Origin of the sequence: Dyadobacter sp. CY343, from assembly GCF_021390335.1 — a bacterium.
GTDB lineage: Bacteria > Bacteroidota > Bacteroidia > Cytophagales > Spirosomataceae > Dyadobacter.
Genome location: NZ_JAJUXK010000002.1, coordinates 267,423 through 285,044 on the forward strand (window position 1 = coordinate 267,423; position 17,622 = coordinate 285,044).

Below are 17,622 nucleotides of genomic sequence, written 5' to 3' on the forward strand. Positions count from 1 at the left end.
TTGCTTTTCAGCGGTTACTTAAATGCTCAAAGATAGTTGCTTTTTTGAATCTTCTTGTATTCTTCCAATAATTGATTAGCGACTACTTTGATGTCAAAATTTTCGGTTACCATGTCGTACGCACGATTTGCGACGGACAAGGCGTAAGGTTTATCTTGTAATATTTTAAGAATTCCTTCCGCTACTCCCTCACTGGTCAAGGGAGTTAGGTACGAAGCTTCATATTTTCTGATATAGTCTCCAAAACCGACGCGATCGGAGACAACCGTCGGGATTTTGCACGTCATCGCTTCCAGAACTGCGATTGAAAATCCTTCTGAATAGGACGGAAGAACGAAAAGGTCAGCGTCAGAAAATGCTTCTTTTTTATCGGTATCAGTCAGCATTCCTACCAGCTTAATGCGGTCGCCGAGCTGGTTTTTTTTGATAAATTCTTCTGTTTCCGACTGGTATCCATCGTCCGGCCCAGCCAGTACCAGTACTGCATCCGGTAATTGTTTGTGGATTTTATCAAAAGCGGGCAACAGAAGATCAAGGCCCTTTTTAATATTGAGCCTCCCCATAAAAAGTATGAGCTGTTGCTTTTCAGTAATCTGATGTTTCGCCCGGAAAATCCCTTTTTCAGGTAAGTTCTGGTAATCTGAAAGCTTCATTCCATTCGGAACGATCACCATATTCTTTGGCCGGTAACCCAGGTACCGGACCACGTCTTCCTCTTCGTCCGTATTATTGATCTGGATCAGGTCGGCTTTTCCAAGCAGCCTTTTCTGATAAAGTGCAGTGACGATCTGCTTTTTCCATTTACTGTGCGCAACCGCCCATTTGTCGAGCAGGCCGTGGATCGTGATGACTTTTGCTGCCTTGCTGGGGATCAAAAACGGCGCCAGACTTCCAAAATGCCAGATTCCGTGCATGTGCACCACATCGTATTCATCAATGTGCTTTTTGAGATACTGGTACATTTCGATGGAAAATTCCCTGTAAATATCACTTACCGGCGTAGTTCTCGCACATGGAATGAGCCGCGCGCCTTGGGGGGCGGGATACATTTTTTCGCCGGGCGTCATCGGGCTCAGGATATCAACCTGATGTCCCTGTGCGAGTACCTCGGTAGTGTGGTCGTAAATGATCCGGGCTGGTCCGCCGATCGCCCAGGTGTATGCACAAATATTAAGAATCCGCATTTGCTAGATAAGTGTATTTCAAGGCTCAGCTTACGCCTTTGCCAGTTTTTTGTAAGTCTCTACCATTTGGGCCGCGACAGTTTCCGAGGAAAAAGGCTTGATTTTTGCCAGCGAAGCTGCGCCCATTGTTTTTATTTTTTCAGGATTGTTTATAAAAAAAAGCAAAGCCTTTTCGAGTTCCTCCTGTTTTTCCGGATTGAATACGAACCCGTTTGTATTGTTCTCAACCAGATCCGCCACGCAGCCGCATTTATCAGAAACGATTACGGGCATTCCGCAAACCATCGCTTCATTGACCACCAATCCCCAGGGTTCCGATTTGCTCGGCAAAACCAGCACGTCACTCTGCGCCAGCCAGTTGGGAACCTCATACCACGGAAAACCGCCGGCGAAAATAACTTGATTACTTATTTTCAGCTCTTCCAAAAGCAATGCAAGCCGCTGCCGCTCCGGTCCGTCGCCGACGAATAGCAGTTGCCAGTTCGCCGTTTCAGGGTTCGCGTTTTTATGAACATTACTGAATGCACGGATGAGCATTTCCAGGTTCTTTTCCGGCGCCAGCCGACCCACGTAAACAAATTTCCGCGCCGTATTACCGGTTTGTTCAGCCGCCCGCCGCTTTTCAGCATTTTCAAAATTTCGCCGGATAACTTCCTCGTCGACGACCGCCGCTTTTCGCACGGTGATATCCTTTGAGTTTACGCCCAATGATTCCAGGTAATCCGCGGAAGTTTTACCAAAACAAAAAAATGCATTGGCCCGGGTTACTATAAAGCTTTTCAAAGTTTCCTTCCAGGAAGAGCGGCTGTGATCCAGCGAGGAAGATTCGGAAGAGATCACCACTTTTACACCTTTGAACCTGGCATAAAACATGAGCTGAACCTGCGCCATATCTCCCCAGCCGGTGATATTCAGTACGTCAGGTTTGAATTCGTTGAATACCTTAAAAAGTGCTTTTCGTCTTTCGCTCGTAGTTGTGCTATCCAGGCTGCGCTCAAAAAGTACCTGATAGGGATATTCGTAAACTACTGCATTGTCATTTTGCATCACGCTCCGGCTCGCTTCGTATAATGCGATCTGCGCCACGAGAAATTGACTTTCGGGATAAGATCTTCTAAAAACCTGGGAGATATCGCTGAAAAGCCTCGACTTATAATGCGCCCATAACTGATTGTGAACAACGAGTACGCGCATTACTTTTTAAGATTTAAATATTCCTGAAACAATGGGTACAAATTATCGGCCATAAAAACCTGTCCCTGGCTATTATAATGTACGAGATCCATTTTCCGATATAGTTTGGTGGAAATCGGATATTGAAATTCGTTGATCAGCCTGATATTGTTCTGTTTGGCAAATGCGATAATTTCTTCCCCCTGATCATTGAAATGCCCCATATCCACCTCGGTGATTTCCGGGTGCAGGTAAATGAAAAACGGAATATTATTGTCGCGCGCCATTTCGAAAAGCTGCTGGTATCCCGGATTGAAATCAGTACCCGGCTTGCGAATGCCAGCTTGATTGAGCTTATCTTTTTTTGCCGAATCGATTTTCACCTGGCTTGTAGAATCTGCAGGAACCGGCTCGGGTTTCGTTTCCTGGGCAACGACCGGCACGTCGGGTTCCTGAGAGAAAAAAACGGTATCAATATAATAGAAGAAAATCCAGCGGTACCTGTCCCAAAGTTCGTACAATGCAACCTTATATTGCTTGTTCGGCCAGCCAGGATCAATTCCGACCGGACTTTGGTGCGACATAATATCGTGCGCATCGTGGCTGCTCGTCACCAGGCACATCAGTTTCGCATTGAAAAGCCCGAACTTTTTAAGGTAAGCCGCCACATTATCCGGTCCCCACGAGCCCGCAGAAATATTCAATACCCGCACTCTTTGGTTGAAATCAGCCTGAAAACGCTTTTCCAGGAGGGTCGTCGCAATGCTATCCTGATCAGTAAGGCTGCCGCCGTTCACGACCGAATCCCCGATGAGCAGGATAACCAGCGTGTCCGAAGGCAGAATCTCTTCATTTCGCATTGAAAACTTATTCGTTTTCAGTACATAACCAAAGCGTTTTACATCCTGGTTGGGCGCGTATATATATTCGAAATCAGGATCGGAAACGTAGAGCGGCGAATTACAGAAACCGTATTTTACCCTTAATACAACCTCGGTTATTCCGGCGAGAATGACGATGCCAATCAAAAATCCGTATAGGTACTTTAACATTAATGGAAGCTCTTTTCTACGTCGAATGTGTGCGCAAATTTAGAATTACTTTTTCCAAATACGATTTTTTGACTTTTTGTTGAGAAATAAGTTGCCTACAACTTTACAACTTACAGGATTTTTGGAATGATAATTTAAACAGTTTAGGGAAGTACGTTAGTTCGAAATCGGATCTACGGACAAAATTATACGCTATTTAAACCTAAGACTATGAAATGGATTGAATCAAAAGCGGGTACAACAGGTGAACCCATAAAATTGTTTGTGAACGAAGTCGGCGAGGGAAAACCCGTCATTTTTATTTCCGGCTGGCCTCTGAGCCACGAAATGTGGGAATATCAGTTCAATGAGCTTCCAAAACACGGAATCCGCTGCATTGGCTACGATCGCCGCGGGTTCGGGAAATCGGATAAAACCTGGTCAGGCTACGATTACGACACACTGGCCGGTGACCTGAATGCAGTGATCGAGAATCTTGATCTCCACGATGTTACCCTCGTCGGATTTTCGATGGGTGGGGGAGAAGTGGTGCGTTACCTAAGTAAATACGGAAGTGCCCGCGTTTCAAAAGCTGTGCTAATTAGCTCGGTAGTACCTTATATGCTGAAAGGCGAAGATAATCCCGACGGCGTTCCGCAAGACCTGTTCGACGGGTTTGTAAAAGATGTAGAAGCCGACCGCCCGCATTTCCTGGCTGGTTTTGCCAAAGATTTTTATGGTATCAGCCTGCTCAACAATGCAGTAAGTGACGAGATCCTGCAGTGGCACAGCATTCTGGCATTGCAGGCATCGGGCCGGGCTACGACCCAATGTATCCGCAGTTTCAGCGCAACCGATTTCAGAAACGACTTGCCACTGATAGACGTGCCGGTACTGATCATTCACGGTGAATCAGACAAAACAGTGCCTATTAAAGTGAGCAGCGACCGCACTTCCGAAATGCTTCCCGCCGCTGAATATATCATTTACGAAGGCGCACCTCACGGACTTTTCATTACCCACAAGGAGCGCCTGAACGAAAATCTGATCCAGTTTATCAACGAAAACGTGGTTACGATCAGCAATCCTTATACAGATATCGCGAACTAGGTCATCTCGATCAGTTCAATGCGATTACCAAACGGATCCCGGAAAGAAAGTCGATTTCTATCCGGGATTTTGCTTTCATTTTTGATCTCAATATTGTGTTTTTCGAGCAATGTGCGCGCTTCCGCCAGATTATGCACCTCAAATGCCGGATGCCGGTCTGAAACACTATGATTTTTCTCAGCCCGAACATGAAGTTGAATATCGCCCATCTGAAACCAGATTGCTCCATTTGGCAAAGGATAACCCAGGTCTTTCAACTCGGGCAGGCCCAATGTATTGGTATAAAATTCCCTGGCTTCCTCTTCCTTGCCTTCGGGAATGCAAAGCATAATATGGTCTAATTTCTTAAAACTGATTTTCATCGTTGCAGGAGTGATTTTTCTATTGTTTTAATGGGCCTTTGCTGGCAGCGTTTCCTTCCTTCCAGACTGAATCTATCTTTCTCGTATTTTTAATATCCTTGGTTGGATCTGCTTCCAGTATGAGCATATCGGCAATCTTGCCTTTTTCAAGCGTACCGCTTTCTTTATCGATAAGCAAGGCGCGGGCTGCGTTTCTGGTTGCTGCCGTGATCGCCTGCAATGGGCTCAGACCGGATTCTACCATCATTTCCAGCTCCAAATGCTCCGTGAATCCCTGCGCGCGGACAGGAAATGCGCCGGAATCTGTCCCGAGCGCGACGGTAATGCCGGCGTCGGAGATCTTTTTGAGGTTCCGCATTCCGATTTTATTTGCTGCTACATTCCGCAGGTAGTCAGGCGATTTCTTGATTTTTTCACCATAACTTTTCTCTGTAATCATTTCAAATACACCCGGTTCAAGTGACGATTTGAAAAACGGATCATTCAGCCACTCCGGACTTTCTGCGTATGCAAACTGATATTCGTCCAGGGTAAGGGTAGGAATGTAAATGACTTTTTTCTGCTTCATTTTCGCTAGTAGTGCAGCATCAACTTCCTTGTCCCGGATACTGTGAGCGATAATATCCAGTCCTGCGTCGATCAGCGCGCTGGCGTCGTCGGCGTAATATAAGTGGGCGGCTACGCGAATATTTCGCCGATGCGCTTCCTTGATGATTGCCTTATATATCTCAGGCTTCATTTTCTGGCTGCCGCCACCGTGATCATCGACCCAGATTTTCACGACTGTCGGTTTAACTGCCGCAAGCTTTTCCATCATCGCCGGTACATCTTCTGGGCGCTCTGGTCGCAGCAGCAGGTTCATCCAGGAGCCGGGATTTTTGTCGGGAGTATTAAAACCGTATCCCGCAGAAAAAAGGCGCGCGCCCGGCAGTAACCCGGCGACTGTTGAGTCACGGAATCCGTTGAAGATCAGCGGTCTGTCAGTTCCCATTGCCAGCACTGCGCTTACTCCGTAGTCCTGGTATTTTTTCAATTGCCGCAACACATTCTCACGTGTGTAATTCTCTGCCGACGAAGTGGTGCCTTTCAACGTTCCAACGTGCGCGTGTGCACAGATAAGTGAAGGCATCACAGTTTTTCCGCTGAGTGAGACAATCGTTTCTGCGTTGGCTTTCAGGTTTTTACCAATTTCTTTAATGCGTTTTCCTTCGATAAGAATATCGACATGCTCCAAAGGAGCGGCGCCGGTACCGTCGATCAGCGTCACGTCTTTCAGCAGCTTTGTCCCGGGCTGAGCCCAGGCATAACCGCCTGTTGAACCTAATATTAATGCCAACAGGGAGAACCTGGCCGGTATTCGTAATGTGGCTGTCAGGATAATATGCAGTGTTTGCATGCGTGGCTGTTTTGAGTAAGAGATTTTGGTACAGGTTTTGATAAAAGCGTCATTTTTTACAAAGAACAAAAAATTAAGCTTACAGTATTAACACTGGTGAATTATGGCAAAATACTCAAAAAAGGCAAGTGAAAAGGTCGGGGAGACCTTGCACGAGCAAAAAGAAGGGAAGTTGAAATCCGGTTCCGGCAAAAAAGTCACTTCCAAAAAACAGGCGATTGCGATTGGGTTGTCGGAAGCAAGAAAAGAGGGAGCGAAAGTGCCGAAGAAAGACTAACGATCCATGTTGGCGATTGACGATCGATTATGCCGGTCGTCAATCGTCAGTCTCGTGTCCCAACTCTTTTGTCGAAGAAATTCAATGTCTGATTTAAGTTACCAAAAAACTATATCTTGTACGGTCAAAGTGTTCTTACGACCGCGTTGATATATTGAGGGCTATAATCATGAATAATTTGCGGAAGGTGTTGGTGAGTTTGTTTCGCCAGGATGAGGATCTATTTAATTTTCTTCAGGAATATGCAATGGACGGATATCTGGTTTGGGAGTATGGTAATCCTCAAAATCAATGGGCGGACGCGACGCTTTCCAGAAAACTTTCAGGCACTGCAAATGCATCTGGTCGCACAGATCTGTTAATTGATAGTCAATTCATTGCGGAATACAGGTCCCGGCCCGTCTCCGACTTTGTGGAAGGCGGACAGTTTTTGAGTCATGAGATCGAGCTGCAAGTGCATAGCCAGGATCCGGTTGCTTTTACAGTACATTCCAAACCCATTTTTCATCCCGAAAACAATTCCCTTCTGATCGTTTCCGGCTTTTCGGTAGTTGATAAGCAAGCGAATATGCCGCGTGCCATTCGCGATACGCCGCTGTACGACGTCTTCATGAAGAGCCAGTCGGTGTACGTAGTAGGTATTTCGCAAGAAGGAAATTACATCTACGCAAACGATTACTTCTGTGACTTCTACGGATATAAAAGAGAAGACCTGATCGGTACTTCTTCGCTGGCTGGCGTGGTGCCGGAGGATATTGAAAAGTGTTTTCTTGTCGGGCGCGCATGCTTTGATGTGCCGAATACGCCCCACCCGGTTCAGCTGCGCAAAGCCTCTGCCAGCAATGGCGTTAAAACCACCCAATGGGAATTCATGGGCGTTACCAATGCCCGTGGAGAAGTCACGGAGCTCTTTTGCATTGGTTACGATTTGACGAAGCAGCTGAAAGTGGAAGAGGATTTTTCAGTGCTGATCTCCAATATGCAGGACGTACTCTTCATGATAGATCGTGAAGGGATTTTTAGTTATGCATCGCCAAGCTGGCTAAATACCTATGGATACACGGTCGAGGAAACGATCGGTCATTCGTTTATGGAATTTGTACATCCCGAGGATTTTCAGACCTGCTTCGAGGCGCTGCGCATTACGATTGAAACCGGTGTGCCCGTTGCAGGCGGCGTAGAACACAGGATCCGGCACAAGAGCGGGAAATGGTCGTGGAGCAATACAACAGCGAACATAGAACCTTCCAGCAAAAAGGTGATCCTCACCAGTCACGATATAACCGAGCTACGCAATTCCAGGGAAAGATTGAAAGAGCTTGCAATAGTAGCCTCCAATACAACTGATTACATTGTTATTACAGATGGAAAGGGGCTGATTACCTGGGTGAACAATGCCTACGAACAGCAAACCGGGTATAGTCGCGAAGAAGCACAGGGTAAAAGCCCGATTGAGTTGCTGCGTGGGCCTGGCTCTGATCAGGATACCATTGAACGCATTTACGAGGAGTGCAAGCAGCTGAAAGTCGTGCAGGAAGAAGTTCTGTGCTATTCAAGGGCCGGGGATAAATATTGGGTCGATTTGAAAGTGACACCCGTATTTGACGATAACGGGGTTTGTACAAATTACGTAGCGCTCGAAAGGGACATTACCGCCAGAAAAGAATCCGATGACGAGTTGAAGCGGATCAAGGATATGCTTGAAGAGACCAACCAGATCGCGATGATCGGTGGCTGGGAGCTTCATCCAAAAACCGGGGAACTGTACTGGTCTTCCACAACAAAAGAAATACACGAGGTAGAAGAGGATTACGAACCTACTCTGGAAAAAGCCATCAGTTTTTATAAAGAAGGATTAAGCAGGGAAGCGATCGCAGAAGTAGTCGAGGATGGAATGCTCAATGCTACTTCCTGGGATATTGAATTACAGATCGTTACGGCGAAAGGCAAAGAAATTTGGGTAAGAACGATCGGGAAGTCTGAAATGGAGGGCGGTGTTTGCCGCAGGCTTTACGGTGCTTTTCAGGATATTACGACGAGGAAAATGGCTGAGGTTGAGATTCTTAACTCAGAAGCCAAGTTCAGGAGCCTGTACGATTCCACAAGTGATTCGGTGATCCTTTTTGACCGGAATGGTTACCTGGATTGTAATGCAGCTGCGATCAAAATGTTTGGGGTTGATACTGTTGAAAAGCTGAGGCAAATGTCGCTGGGGGGGTTGTCTCTGCGTGGCGAAGACGACGAGCAAACGCTACTGGGCATTTCGAACCGCCATATTGAAGCGGTTTACAAAAAAGGCAGTCACAGTTTTGAGTGGATTTACAAACGGTTTGGGGATAAAAAAGAAACGTTTATTGCAGAAGTCCTGCTAAATCTGATACACGTTAATAACCACGATATTATTCAGGCTGTTGTGCGCGACATTACCTCCCGCAAAATGGCTGAGATCGAGCTGCTGGAAGCAAGGGAGCAGGCCGAAGAAGCGAGCAAGCTGAAATCGGAGTTCCTCGCTAATATGAGCCACGAGATCAGGACCCCGCTTAATGGGGTAGTGGGATTTACGGACCTGCTCATGAAAACGAGCCTTGACGAAACCCAGCAGCAATATATGTCAATGGTTTTTCAGTCAGCGAATTCGCTGCTTGATATCATCAATGATATTCTGGATTTTTCCAAAATAGAAGCAGGCAAGCTTGAACTGAGCTGGGAGAAAACGGACCTTTTAGAAATGTGCGGCCAGGTTTCTGACATGGTCAATTACCAGGCGCAGCAAAAACATCTTGAAATGCTGCTGAATATCCCTGCAGATATTCCGCATTTCGTATGGACTGATCCGTTACGGTTGAGGCAGATCCTCGTAAACCTTCTTAGTAACGCAGTGAAATTCACATTGACGGGTGAAATAGAGCTGAAAATTGAGGTATTGGATAAAACGGAAGAGGAAGATTACACTTTCAGATTCTCTGTCCGGGATACTGGTATTGGTATTGAACCGCAGGACCAGAAAAAGATCTTTGAGGCATTTTCGCAGGGCGATTCTTCTACTACCAAAAGGTTTGGCGGCACGGGATTGGGACTCACGATTTCAAACAGTCTGCTCGGATTAATGCGGAGCAACTTGCAACTGGAAAGCGACGTGAACAAGGGAAGTATCTTCTTTTTCGACGTTACATTCACAGTAGTGGCCGGTAAGGACCTGTTCGAATGGGAAAATGTGGATGATATCAGGAATGTTCTCATCGTGGACGATAATGAGACCAACGGGCAAATCCTGCATGAAATGCTTAAAAACAAGGATATTGACTCTACTTTCGTCAAAAGCGGGGAAGAGGCGGTAGAATTGCTATCGTCTGATCCGGACTATGATATTATCTTGATGGATTGCAAAATGCCTGGTCTGGGAGGTATCGCGACGATCAGGGAGATCAGACAAATGGACAATAAAGCGGCTTCCGGTAAACCGATCTTTTTGCTGAACGATGCTTTTGAAGAGGATTCTGTTACTGCTCTGCGTGAAGAGCTGGATGTGCAGCATTTCCTCCTTAAACCCGTCAAAATCCAGCAGCTATTCTCAGCAATTTCCGGACTTAACAGAAAAGCAGGGGAGGAGTTGGATGAACAGCCTGGAAACTTTACTGAACGTGTTATCAATGAATCGGAGATCACCATTCTGATCGCTGAGGATCACAAAATCAATATGTTGCTGGTCAGGTCGATGTTGAATAAAATAGTCCCGAATGCGGTGATCGTAGAAGCTGAAAACGGGCGGGAGGCGGTTCATGCTTACCATAAAAGCAATCCCGATCTGGTATTTATGGATATCCAAATGCCGGAAATGAACGGGTATGAAGCCGCCAGGGGGATCAGGAACCTGGAAAATGGAACGCGCGTTCCTATCATTGCGCTCACAGCCGGAACGGTTGTCGGGGAGAGGGAAAAATGTATAGAAGCCGGAATGGACGATTACCTCACAAAGCCTGTGATCAGGGATACTTTGGAAGAAATGCTCCTTCGCTGGCTTGTCAAAATCTAGTTGCGGATGCGGAAAATCTATACTACCACTTTTCTTCTGGTCTTGCTGCTACTCGAAAATCTGCTCATACATTCTTTCCAAACTGCAAATGCAACGCCCAAAACAGTGCCGCCGCAATCGACGCTCACTGAACTTTATGCAAAAGCAGATGATTATGCCACGGCCTGGCCTGATTCGCTCCGGAAAATAGCTGGTCTGGTAATGCAAGAGGGAAAAAGGCTCGATGATAAAAATGCGCTCGTGCGTGGCCAGCGTTACGAGGCACAAGCGCTATGGCGGTTGGGCAGCCACGATAAAGCTATGCAAATGGCAATCAAGGCATTAAGTGATGCCGAAAAATGGAAAACTACCTCAGAGCTACCAGACATTTACGGCGTGATCGGCAACCTGCACAAAGAGAAAGCGAACTATAGCATGGCACTGGCGGCCGTTGCAAAAGGGATGAGTATTGCCAGAAGCAGGCGGGACACGGTCGGAATTATCTACATGGCGCGCCTGCAAGCGATGTTCACGCAGGGGCTCGGAGCCGACAGAAGGGACAGTATCCTGATCGATAAATCGCTGGATATGCACCTGGAAGGCTTAAAGCTGGCAGAATCGTCGCCGCGTTTTGAAAAACACACTATTGGATATTACAACAACCTAGCCCAGGTTTATGTGAAAAAGAAAGATCCCGAAAAGGCGCTTTTTTACGTAACCAAAGGGATGAATCTGGCAAAAAAACACAATCAGCTGCTTTCGCTCACTTACAGCTACACCTGGCTTTCGCAGATTTGGCTGATGCGGGAGGACAAGAAAAGGGCTATTGGTTACCTTGAATCTGCATTAAAAATCACCCAGGAACTGCATAATCCGTTTCGCGAAATGGAGGTGAACCGGTACCTGTACCGCGCACTTAGTCAGACCAGTAACTACAAAGAGGCGCTGGCCGCCTACACGCGGTATAGTGAGATCCGGGATTCGTTGCGGGTACTCGAAAATGTGAGACAGATCGGGGAGGTGCAGATGAAATATGAGGCTGATAAAAAAGACCAGCAGATTGGTGCCTTGGGTGCAGCGAACAGGAGTAAAACCCGTGAAATCATCTGGGCACTGGGCGGGCTTCTTGCATTTCTGCTTCTCTCGGTCTTTATGTTTTTCCAATACCGGACCATTTCTAGAACTAACAAGGTGCTGGCCAAAAACAACCAGAAGATCAATGATCAGGCCGAAAAGCTGACGGTGCTGATGAAAGAACTGCATCATCGGGTGAAGAATAATTTGCAGACGGTTTCAAGTTTACTCAGCTTGCAATCCAGCCGGATAACCGACGAGGATGCCAGGCAAAGTATCCGCGCCGGACAACAGCGTATTGAAGCAATGTCGCTGATCCACAAGAGCTTGTATAATGATGATACGGTTAATCTGGTGAATATGCGCGAGTATATGTGTAACCTGATCGAAAGTGTAATGCAAAGTTTCGGGATCAGTCACGAGCAGTTGAAGCTGAGCATTTCAGTTTCTGTCAGGGAAATGGATATTGATACCGCAATGCCGATCGGGCTGATCGTCAATGAGTGGATCACGAATTCGTTTAAACACGCATTCAAACATACCTCCGATCCGGAAATATCAGTTATCTTGGAAAACCGGGGAAATCTTTACCTCGAAATTTCCGACAATGGTGTGGGAATGGATCTTAAAAAGTGGGAATCTCCCGCAGGTTCGTTTGGAGTAAAAGTGGTAAAAGTGCTTTCCAGGCAACTGGATGGTAAATGCAAGGTACAAATCGCCGGTGGTACGAAGTTTATTATGGAAGCTCCGCTGCGGCAGAGAAGTACTGACGGCTAGAAAGCACATTATTTATGGAAAAGGAGATCAAAATCTTAATTGTAGAAGATGAAGGTATTCAGGCTATGGGCCTGGAAGAAACGTTGGAGCAGGCGGGTTATCAGGTGGTTGGAATCGCAGATAGCAGCGAGGAAGTGCTTGAATTTGTAGCAGCAAGCCCAATCGACCTGATTGTGATGGACATTCATATTAAAGGAGAAATGGATGGGATAGATACTGCCAAGCTCGTACGGGAGGAGCGGCCGGAAATGCCTATTATCTATTTGACTGCTTATATGGACCAGGAAACCATTCGCCGCGCAGCGGAAACCTCACCGGCTGGCTATATTACGAAACCTTACAGGCAATTGCAGCTGCTTAGCAATATTGAACAGGCTCTTGCAGAAAATAAAAAATAAAACAGGAAAGCTAAGCGATAAATGCTGTTGCCTTCCTGTTAATCAATTTGTTAACCATTAACAACCTGTCCGCCGTTAGGGTGCAATACCTGTCCGCTCATGTAGGAAGCATCCTCACTTGCCAGAAATACAAAGCAGGTAGCTACCTCACTAGGCTGGCCCGGGCGTTTGAACGGGGTATCCTTCCCAAACTCCTTAACCTTCTCAGAATCAAATGTTGACGGAATTAATGGAGTCCATATCGGCCCAGGTGCAACTGCATTCACCCGTATTCCCTGTTCCGCCAGATTCATTGCCAGCGACCTGGTGTAGGCCACGATCGCTCCTTTGGTGGAGGAGTAATCCAGTAGCGACGGGCTGCCGTGATAGGCGGTAATGGAAGTGGTATTTATGATCGAATCCCGTTCCGAAAGATGTGGAAGGGCCGCCTGGGTAAAGTAAAAGAATGAGAAAATATTTGTCTCAAAAGTAGTGGCGAGCTGCTCGGCAGAAATCTCCCTGATATCCTCTTTGGGGTGCTGCTCGGCGGCATTGTTTACCAGAATATTCAGCTTGCCAAATTCACTTACCGTCCTGCTCACTGCGTCTTTGCAGAACTGTTCGTCGCGAATATCGCCCTGGATCAACAGACAACCTTTTCCTTCGGCTTCTACCATAGCTTTGGTCTCCGCAGCATCCTGGCTTTCTTCCAGATATACGATAGCTACATCGGCACCTTCGCGGGCGAAATGAACAGCTACCGCCCGGCCGATTCCACTATCACCTCCTGTGATCAGCGCGGTTTTACCCTGCAACTTGGCGCTTCCCCGGTAGTTTTCGCGGATAATAACCGGAGCCGGATCCATTAATTCTTCTATTCCAGGCCGTACGTTCTGTGTCTGACCTTTGGTATCAATGTCGTAATCCATGTTATAATTTGTTTGGTGAAGTTGACCGCCTGGGTCAAAAACCATGTGCCAGCGCGTAGTGAGCAAATAATTTCTCACCAGAAAATAGGGGTGAAAAGCTGAACCGGCATAATTATAATAGCCGCATTCGGCAGGATATAGCACTAAAAACATAAGAATATGGCTACGAAGAAAGTAGTGATAATCGGCGGAGGCTTCGCCGGTATTAACCTGGCGCAGAAACTCTCGAAGGACAAAAATTTCCATATTACCCTGGTTGATAAGAACAACTATAATTTTTTCCCGCCGCTGCTGTACCAGGTCGCGACGGGTTTTCTGGAAGCTTCTAATATCAGTTACCCTTTCCGGAAATTTTTCCAGGGAAAAGAAAATCTCAGGTTTAGTTTGGGAGAATTTCGTCAGGTATTTCCCGCACAAAATAAGGTGTTGACCGACGCCGGCGAGATCGACTATGATTACCTCGTATTTGCCACCGGTACCGAAACCAATTATTTCGGGATGGAAAATGTAAAAAAGAATGCGGTGCCGATGAAAACGGTGAAGGATGCGTTGGCGCTGCGGAATACGATCCTGGCAAACAAAGAAAAGGCGGCCCGCATTAACGACTTGGCAGAGCGGAGAAAACTCTTATCGATCGTCGTGGCGGGCGCTGGCCCTACTGGCGTGGAAGTATCGGGGATGCTGGCGGAAATGCACAAGGGAATTTTCAAAAAGGACTATCCTGAGCTCGGAAGCGACGAGGTTGAAATCTATCTGGTCGACGCACTGCCGGTTGTTTTGAACCCGATGAGCAAAAAATCACAGGAAGAAACGCTGGCTGAATTGAAAGGTCTGGGTATTAAAGTACTGCTGGATCACGCGGTAAAGGATTATGAAAATGATGTGGTGACTTTTGCGAATGGGAAAACCATTGAGACCAAAACGCTGATCTGGACATCCGGCGTTACCCCGGTAGAGCTGCCAGGCCTCCCAAAAGAAGTTCTTGGCAGAGGAAAGCGTGTGCTGGTGGATCGCTACAATAGGGTAAAGGGATTCGAGAACGTTTTTGCGCTCGGCGACATTTGCATGATGGAAGGCGACGATGACTTTCCAAACGGTCACCCGCAGCTGGCGCAGGTCGCTATTCAGCAGGGTAAAAATCTGGCTAAAAATTTGAGTCTGATGTTGTCTGGTAAGCCGCTCACAAAATTCAGTTATGTTGATAAGGGCACAATGGCGATCATCGGTGTAAACAAGGCGGTGGCCGACCTGCCTCGCGGTTTGCATTTCAAGGGTTTTATCGCGTACTTTCTGTGGATGGTCGTGCACTTGTTCTCACTCATCCGTTACCGTAATCAGGTTAAAACGTTTTACAACTGGATGGTCGCTTTCGTTACCCGGGACCAGTCCCTGCGTTTCATCCTTGATTCGAAGCCGGACAAATGAAAGAAGCTGCCGACATATTAAAATCTTACACTGTTAGTATTGATTTAATCTATTATGATTCAGAGTATTACTGATCGCAGCGAGCATCCGTTCGAATGGATCGATATCGTTGACCCCGATCAGCAAGAGCTTGATAAACTTACCAGGAAATACAATTTGCACAGCTCGTCTATCAATGACTGGCTTCAAGTTGACCATCTTCCGAAGTATGAAAATGTACATAATTACGTCTTCATTATTTTCAGGTTGCACGCTGATAACGTGTCCGATGAAGCAGATACGGTAACGGAACTGACGGACAAAGTGGCGATATTCATGTTTGACGAACTTGTGATCACTTTGCATAAAAAAGAGTGGCTGGCTCCGCAACAAATTAAGGAAAACCAGATTAAGGAACATACCTGTGAAAATACACACCAGCTTGTAAATGAGATCATTAAAAGTTGCATAGCGACTTACGAGGCGCCTTCTTCGAAGCTCACTTCGGATATTGAGTTCTATGAAGAAAATATGTTTCTCAAAAACAGAAAACCCTCTTTACTTAAAGGACTTTACTACCTGCGCCGACAGGTGGAGGTGACCCGCCGGGTGCTCATGCTATCCCACGATATTGTTGATAAAATCGATAGTAGCGAACTTTCGAATACCTACACGCGCGACACACGCGACTTGTACGTGAAGCTTCACAACATTTATGATACGTTGTTCGAGAACATGAACCAGCTGGTAATGATCTATTTTTCAATATCGTCCCAGCGCACCAATGACATAGTGCGGGTATTGACCGTATTTTCGGTATTTTTTATGCCACTTACATTCATTGTGGGAATATATGGGATGAATTTTGAGCACATGCCGGAATTAAGATGGCGACTTGGCTATCCCGGTGTAATGATATTAATGGGCGCAATTACCGTAGGTATTTACATCTGGTTCAAAAGGCGCGGCTGGTTGTAATCGCGTCCACCTTCCCCTATAACTTTATGAAAAAGGGCTACTTAAACCAATACCTCTTATTCTCACTTCTTGCTTGTTTTCTCAGTTTGTTTAGCCATCAAAAAGCGAATGCATTCCTGATCCCGAAGGCTCCTTCCAACCTTACCATTGTTTCCGTAACTACCAGTTCTATTTCACTTTCCTGGACTGATAATGCGCTGGATGAAACGGGTTTTGAATTGGAAACTTCAACAGATGGGCTTAAATACGCTAAAATAGCCGATCTAAAATTGAACAGCGTTAGCTATGTGCACGATAGTTTAGCAGCCGGGAAGAAATTCTGGTACCGGGTTCGCTCCAAAAACGCTTCTGGTTTTTCTGCGTATTCTAATATTGTTACTGCTACTACTTTAAGTCCGATCACGATTCCTAAACCGCCGACCACCTTGGTAGCTACCGCCATCTCGGCGTCTCAGATTGCGTTGACTTGGGTAGACAATGCAACTGACGAAACCGCATTTGAAATCGAGCAATCTACCGACGGAATCACTTTTGCGGAGATTGATGAAGTTTTAAAGGATATTGTAATTTATCAAAATGTGGGACTGGAACCGGCTACAAAGTACTGGTACCGGGTCGCGGCGAAAAATAGTGCGGGGAAATCGGCATACTCCAACATAGCTACGGCGACTACCCTGCAGGTTCCCCCGGCGGCTCCAACTGCGCTTTCGGGCGTTTCAGTGTCGCAAACGCAGATTAATCTTTCCTGGACTGATGCATCGGATAACGAAACAGGTTTTGAGGTGGAACGCTCGCTGAATGGTATTACGTACCTCAAAATAGCGGCCGTGAGCACGAGTGTGACTACTTTTCAGAATACAGGGCTTGTCACGAATACATTGTACTATTATCGCGTGCGGGCTGTGAATGCGGCTGGCGCGTCGGCATATAGTAATGTGGGTTCATTCCGGACGCAGAATATTCCTGCGCCAAATCAGCCCGTGAACTTTACCGCTGTGCCAACTTCACCCGGCCTGATCCAGCTTCGGTGGGCCGCTGTAACCGGCAATGCGACTGAAACGATTATAGAAAGGACGAAGGCCAGCGATGAAAATTTCGTCGAAATTGGCCGCGTACCGGTTGCTACATTGCAATTCGAGGATCGGGAGGAGCTGGAAACTGTCGACTATTTTTACAGGATTAAGGCTGTCAATGCGGGTGGTAGTTCTCCATACAGCCTGCTTTCACTTGTGCGCGCGGCTTCCATTATCACATCGGTTGATGATCCGGGGAATGGATACGAATTGTACCTCGCGGGGAAAACATTGATCGCAAATACTCCGCACACGGGCGCCGGTGAGTTGCTGATTTACAATATGAATGGAAGGAAAATCACGGCAATCACAATCCTGAAAGCTTTGCGGCTAGACCTGAGTGGCTGGCATGCGGGCATTTACATTGCAGTAATCCGAACGGACCGGGAAGTAATATCACGCAAAATTGCCCTTTATTGAGGAAAGACCACTTACTATGAGACTATTATCCTACCCCGCGCTAGC

At 46.7% G+C, this 17,622-nt stretch carries 14 protein-coding genes; 8 read left to right on the forward strand and 6 right to left on the reverse strand.

Going from position 1 to position 17,622, the window contains the following annotated elements; all coding sequences use genetic code 11:
• Nucleotides 1-26: 26 nt before the first annotated feature.
• Genes LZG94_RS07685 through LZG94_RS07695 form a run of 3 tightly spaced genes read right to left on the reverse strand, consistent with a single transcriptional unit; the run spans nucleotide 27 to nucleotide 3,409 of the window.
• Complete coding sequence (locus LZG94_RS07685; protein ID WP_233791340.1) at nucleotides 27-1,184, reverse strand: glycosyltransferase; 1,158 nt, start codon at nucleotides 1,182-1,184, stop codon at nucleotides 27-29.
• A 30-nt stretch (nucleotides 1,185-1,214) separates the two neighbouring features.
• On the reverse strand, nucleotides 1,215-2,378 hold the full coding sequence (locus LZG94_RS07690) for a glycosyltransferase family 4 protein (protein WP_233791341.1): 1,164 nt from the start codon (nucleotides 2,376-2,378) through the stop codon (nucleotides 1,215-1,217).
• A complete protein-coding gene (locus LZG94_RS07695) occupies nucleotides 2,378-3,409 on the reverse strand; it encodes a hypothetical protein (protein WP_233791342.1) in 1,032 nt (343 codons plus the stop codon). The genes LZG94_RS07690 and LZG94_RS07695 overlap by 1 nt, the downstream gene beginning before the upstream one ends.
• 210 nt (nucleotides 3,410-3,619) lie before the next feature.
• Here LZG94_RS07695 and LZG94_RS07700 point away from each other — a divergent pair, with 210 nt between their 5' ends.
• The gene (locus LZG94_RS07700) at nucleotides 3,620-4,498 is read left to right on the forward strand and encodes an alpha/beta fold hydrolase (RefSeq protein WP_233791343.1); all 879 of its coding nucleotides are present in this window, start codon (nucleotides 3,620-3,622) and stop codon (nucleotides 4,496-4,498) included.
• Here the strand turns inward: LZG94_RS07700 and LZG94_RS07705 are convergent.
• Entirely contained in the window at nucleotides 4,495-4,860 is a 366-nt protein-coding gene (locus tag LZG94_RS07705) for a VOC family protein (RefSeq protein ID WP_233791344.1), read from the reverse strand. The genes LZG94_RS07700 and LZG94_RS07705 overlap by 4 nt on opposite strands.
• 19 nt (nucleotides 4,861-4,879) lie before the next feature.
• Nucleotides 4,880-6,256 carry an amidohydrolase family protein gene (locus LZG94_RS07710; protein WP_233791345.1) on the reverse strand — a complete coding sequence of 459 codons (1,377 nt, stop codon included), beginning with the start codon at nucleotides 6,254-6,256 and terminating at the stop codon, nucleotides 4,880-4,882.
• A 103-nt stretch (nucleotides 6,257-6,359) separates the two neighbouring features.
• Between LZG94_RS07710 and LZG94_RS07715 the strand changes: the two genes are divergently transcribed.
• The 4 genes from LZG94_RS07715 to LZG94_RS07730 all read left to right on the forward strand — a co-directional run bounded on the left by LZG94_RS07715 (nucleotide 6,360) and on the right by LZG94_RS07730 (nucleotide 12,794).
• Nucleotides 6,360-6,533 carry a DUF6496 domain-containing protein gene (locus LZG94_RS07715; RefSeq protein ID WP_215232862.1) on the forward strand — a complete coding sequence of 58 codons (174 nt, stop codon included), beginning with the start codon at nucleotides 6,360-6,362 and terminating at the stop codon, nucleotides 6,531-6,533.
• Between the two features lie 169 nt (nucleotides 6,534-6,702).
• Nucleotides 6,703-10,566 carry a PAS domain S-box protein gene (locus tag LZG94_RS07720; protein ID WP_233791346.1) on the forward strand — a complete coding sequence of 1,288 codons (3,864 nt, stop codon included), beginning with the start codon at nucleotides 6,703-6,705 and terminating at the stop codon, nucleotides 10,564-10,566.
• A gap of 6 nt (nucleotides 10,567-10,572) precedes the next feature.
• On the forward strand, nucleotides 10,573-12,396 hold the full coding sequence (locus LZG94_RS07725; RefSeq protein WP_233791347.1) for a histidine kinase dimerization/phosphoacceptor domain -containing protein: 1,824 nt from the start codon (nucleotides 10,573-10,575) through the stop codon (nucleotides 12,394-12,396).
• A 14-nt stretch (nucleotides 12,397-12,410) separates the two neighbouring features.
• Nucleotides 12,411-12,794, forward strand: coding sequence for a response regulator (locus tag LZG94_RS07730; protein ID WP_233791348.1), 384 nt, complete (start codon nucleotides 12,411-12,413; stop codon nucleotides 12,792-12,794).
• A 50-nt stretch (nucleotides 12,795-12,844) separates the two neighbouring features.
• Here the strand turns inward: LZG94_RS07730 and LZG94_RS07735 are convergent, their stop codons facing one another.
• Nucleotides 12,845-13,702: an SDR family oxidoreductase gene (locus tag LZG94_RS07735; protein ID WP_233791463.1), complete on the reverse strand. Its 858-nt coding sequence runs from the start codon at nucleotides 13,700-13,702 to the stop codon at nucleotides 12,845-12,847.
• Between the two features lie 159 nt (nucleotides 13,703-13,861).
• Here LZG94_RS07735 and LZG94_RS07740 point away from each other — a divergent pair, with 159 nt between their 5' ends.
• The 3 genes from LZG94_RS07740 to LZG94_RS07750 are packed head-to-tail and all read left to right on the forward strand — an operon-like array spanning nucleotide 13,862 to nucleotide 17,577.
• A complete protein-coding gene (locus LZG94_RS07740) occupies nucleotides 13,862-15,127 on the forward strand; it encodes an NAD(P)/FAD-dependent oxidoreductase (protein ID WP_233791349.1) in 1,266 nt (421 codons plus the stop codon).
• A gap of 54 nt (nucleotides 15,128-15,181) precedes the next feature.
• A complete protein-coding gene (locus LZG94_RS07745) occupies nucleotides 15,182-16,084 on the forward strand; it encodes a CorA family divalent cation transporter (RefSeq protein ID WP_233791350.1) in 903 nt (300 codons plus the stop codon).
• 26 nt (nucleotides 16,085-16,110) lie between these two features.
• On the forward strand, nucleotides 16,111-17,577 hold the full coding sequence (locus LZG94_RS07750) for a fibronectin type III domain-containing protein (RefSeq protein WP_233791351.1): 1,467 nt from the start codon (nucleotides 16,111-16,113) through the stop codon (nucleotides 17,575-17,577).
• Nucleotides 17,578-17,622 lie beyond the last annotated feature (45 nt).

Coding starts and splice junctions, on each gene's coding strand:
- LZG94_RS07700 (WP_233791343.1), top strand. CDS start 3,620: ATGAAATGGATTGAATCAAAAGCGGGTACAACAGGTGAACCCATAAAA.
- LZG94_RS07745 (WP_233791350.1), top strand. CDS start 15,182: ATGATTCAGAGTATTACTGATCGCAGCGAGCATCCGTTCGAATGGATC.
- LZG94_RS07705 (WP_233791344.1), bottom strand. CDS start 4,860: ATGAAAATCAGTTTTAAGAAATTAGACCATATTATGCTTTGCATTCCC.
- LZG94_RS07710 (WP_233791345.1), bottom strand. CDS start 6,256: ATGCAAACACTGCATATTATCCTGACAGCCACATTACGAATACCGGCC.
- LZG94_RS07730 (WP_233791348.1), top strand. CDS start 12,411: ATGGAAAAGGAGATCAAAATCTTAATTGTAGAAGATGAAGGTATTCAG.
- LZG94_RS07750 (WP_233791351.1), top strand. CDS start 16,111: ATGAAAAAGGGCTACTTAAACCAATACCTCTTATTCTCACTTCTTGCT.
- LZG94_RS07725 (WP_233791347.1), top strand. CDS start 10,573: ATGCGGAAAATCTATACTACCACTTTTCTTCTGGTCTTGCTGCTACTC.
- LZG94_RS07735 (WP_233791463.1), bottom strand. CDS start 13,702: ATGGATTACGACATTGATACCAAAGGTCAGACACAGAACGTACGGCCT.
- LZG94_RS07695 (WP_233791342.1), bottom strand. CDS start 3,409: ATGTTAAAGTACCTATACGGATTTTTGATTGGCATCGTCATTCTCGCC.
- LZG94_RS07690 (WP_233791341.1), bottom strand. CDS start 2,378: ATGCGCGTACTCGTTGTTCACAATCAGTTATGGGCGCATTATAAGTCG.
- LZG94_RS07740 (WP_233791349.1), top strand. CDS start 13,862: ATGGCTACGAAGAAAGTAGTGATAATCGGCGGAGGCTTCGCCGGTATT.
- LZG94_RS07720 (WP_233791346.1), top strand. CDS start 6,703: ATGAATAATTTGCGGAAGGTGTTGGTGAGTTTGTTTCGCCAGGATGAG.
- LZG94_RS07715 (WP_215232862.1), top strand. CDS start 6,360: ATGGCAAAATACTCAAAAAAGGCAAGTGAAAAGGTCGGGGAGACCTTG.
- LZG94_RS07685 (WP_233791340.1), bottom strand. CDS start 1,184: ATGCGGATTCTTAATATTTGTGCATACACCTGGGCGATCGGCGGACCA.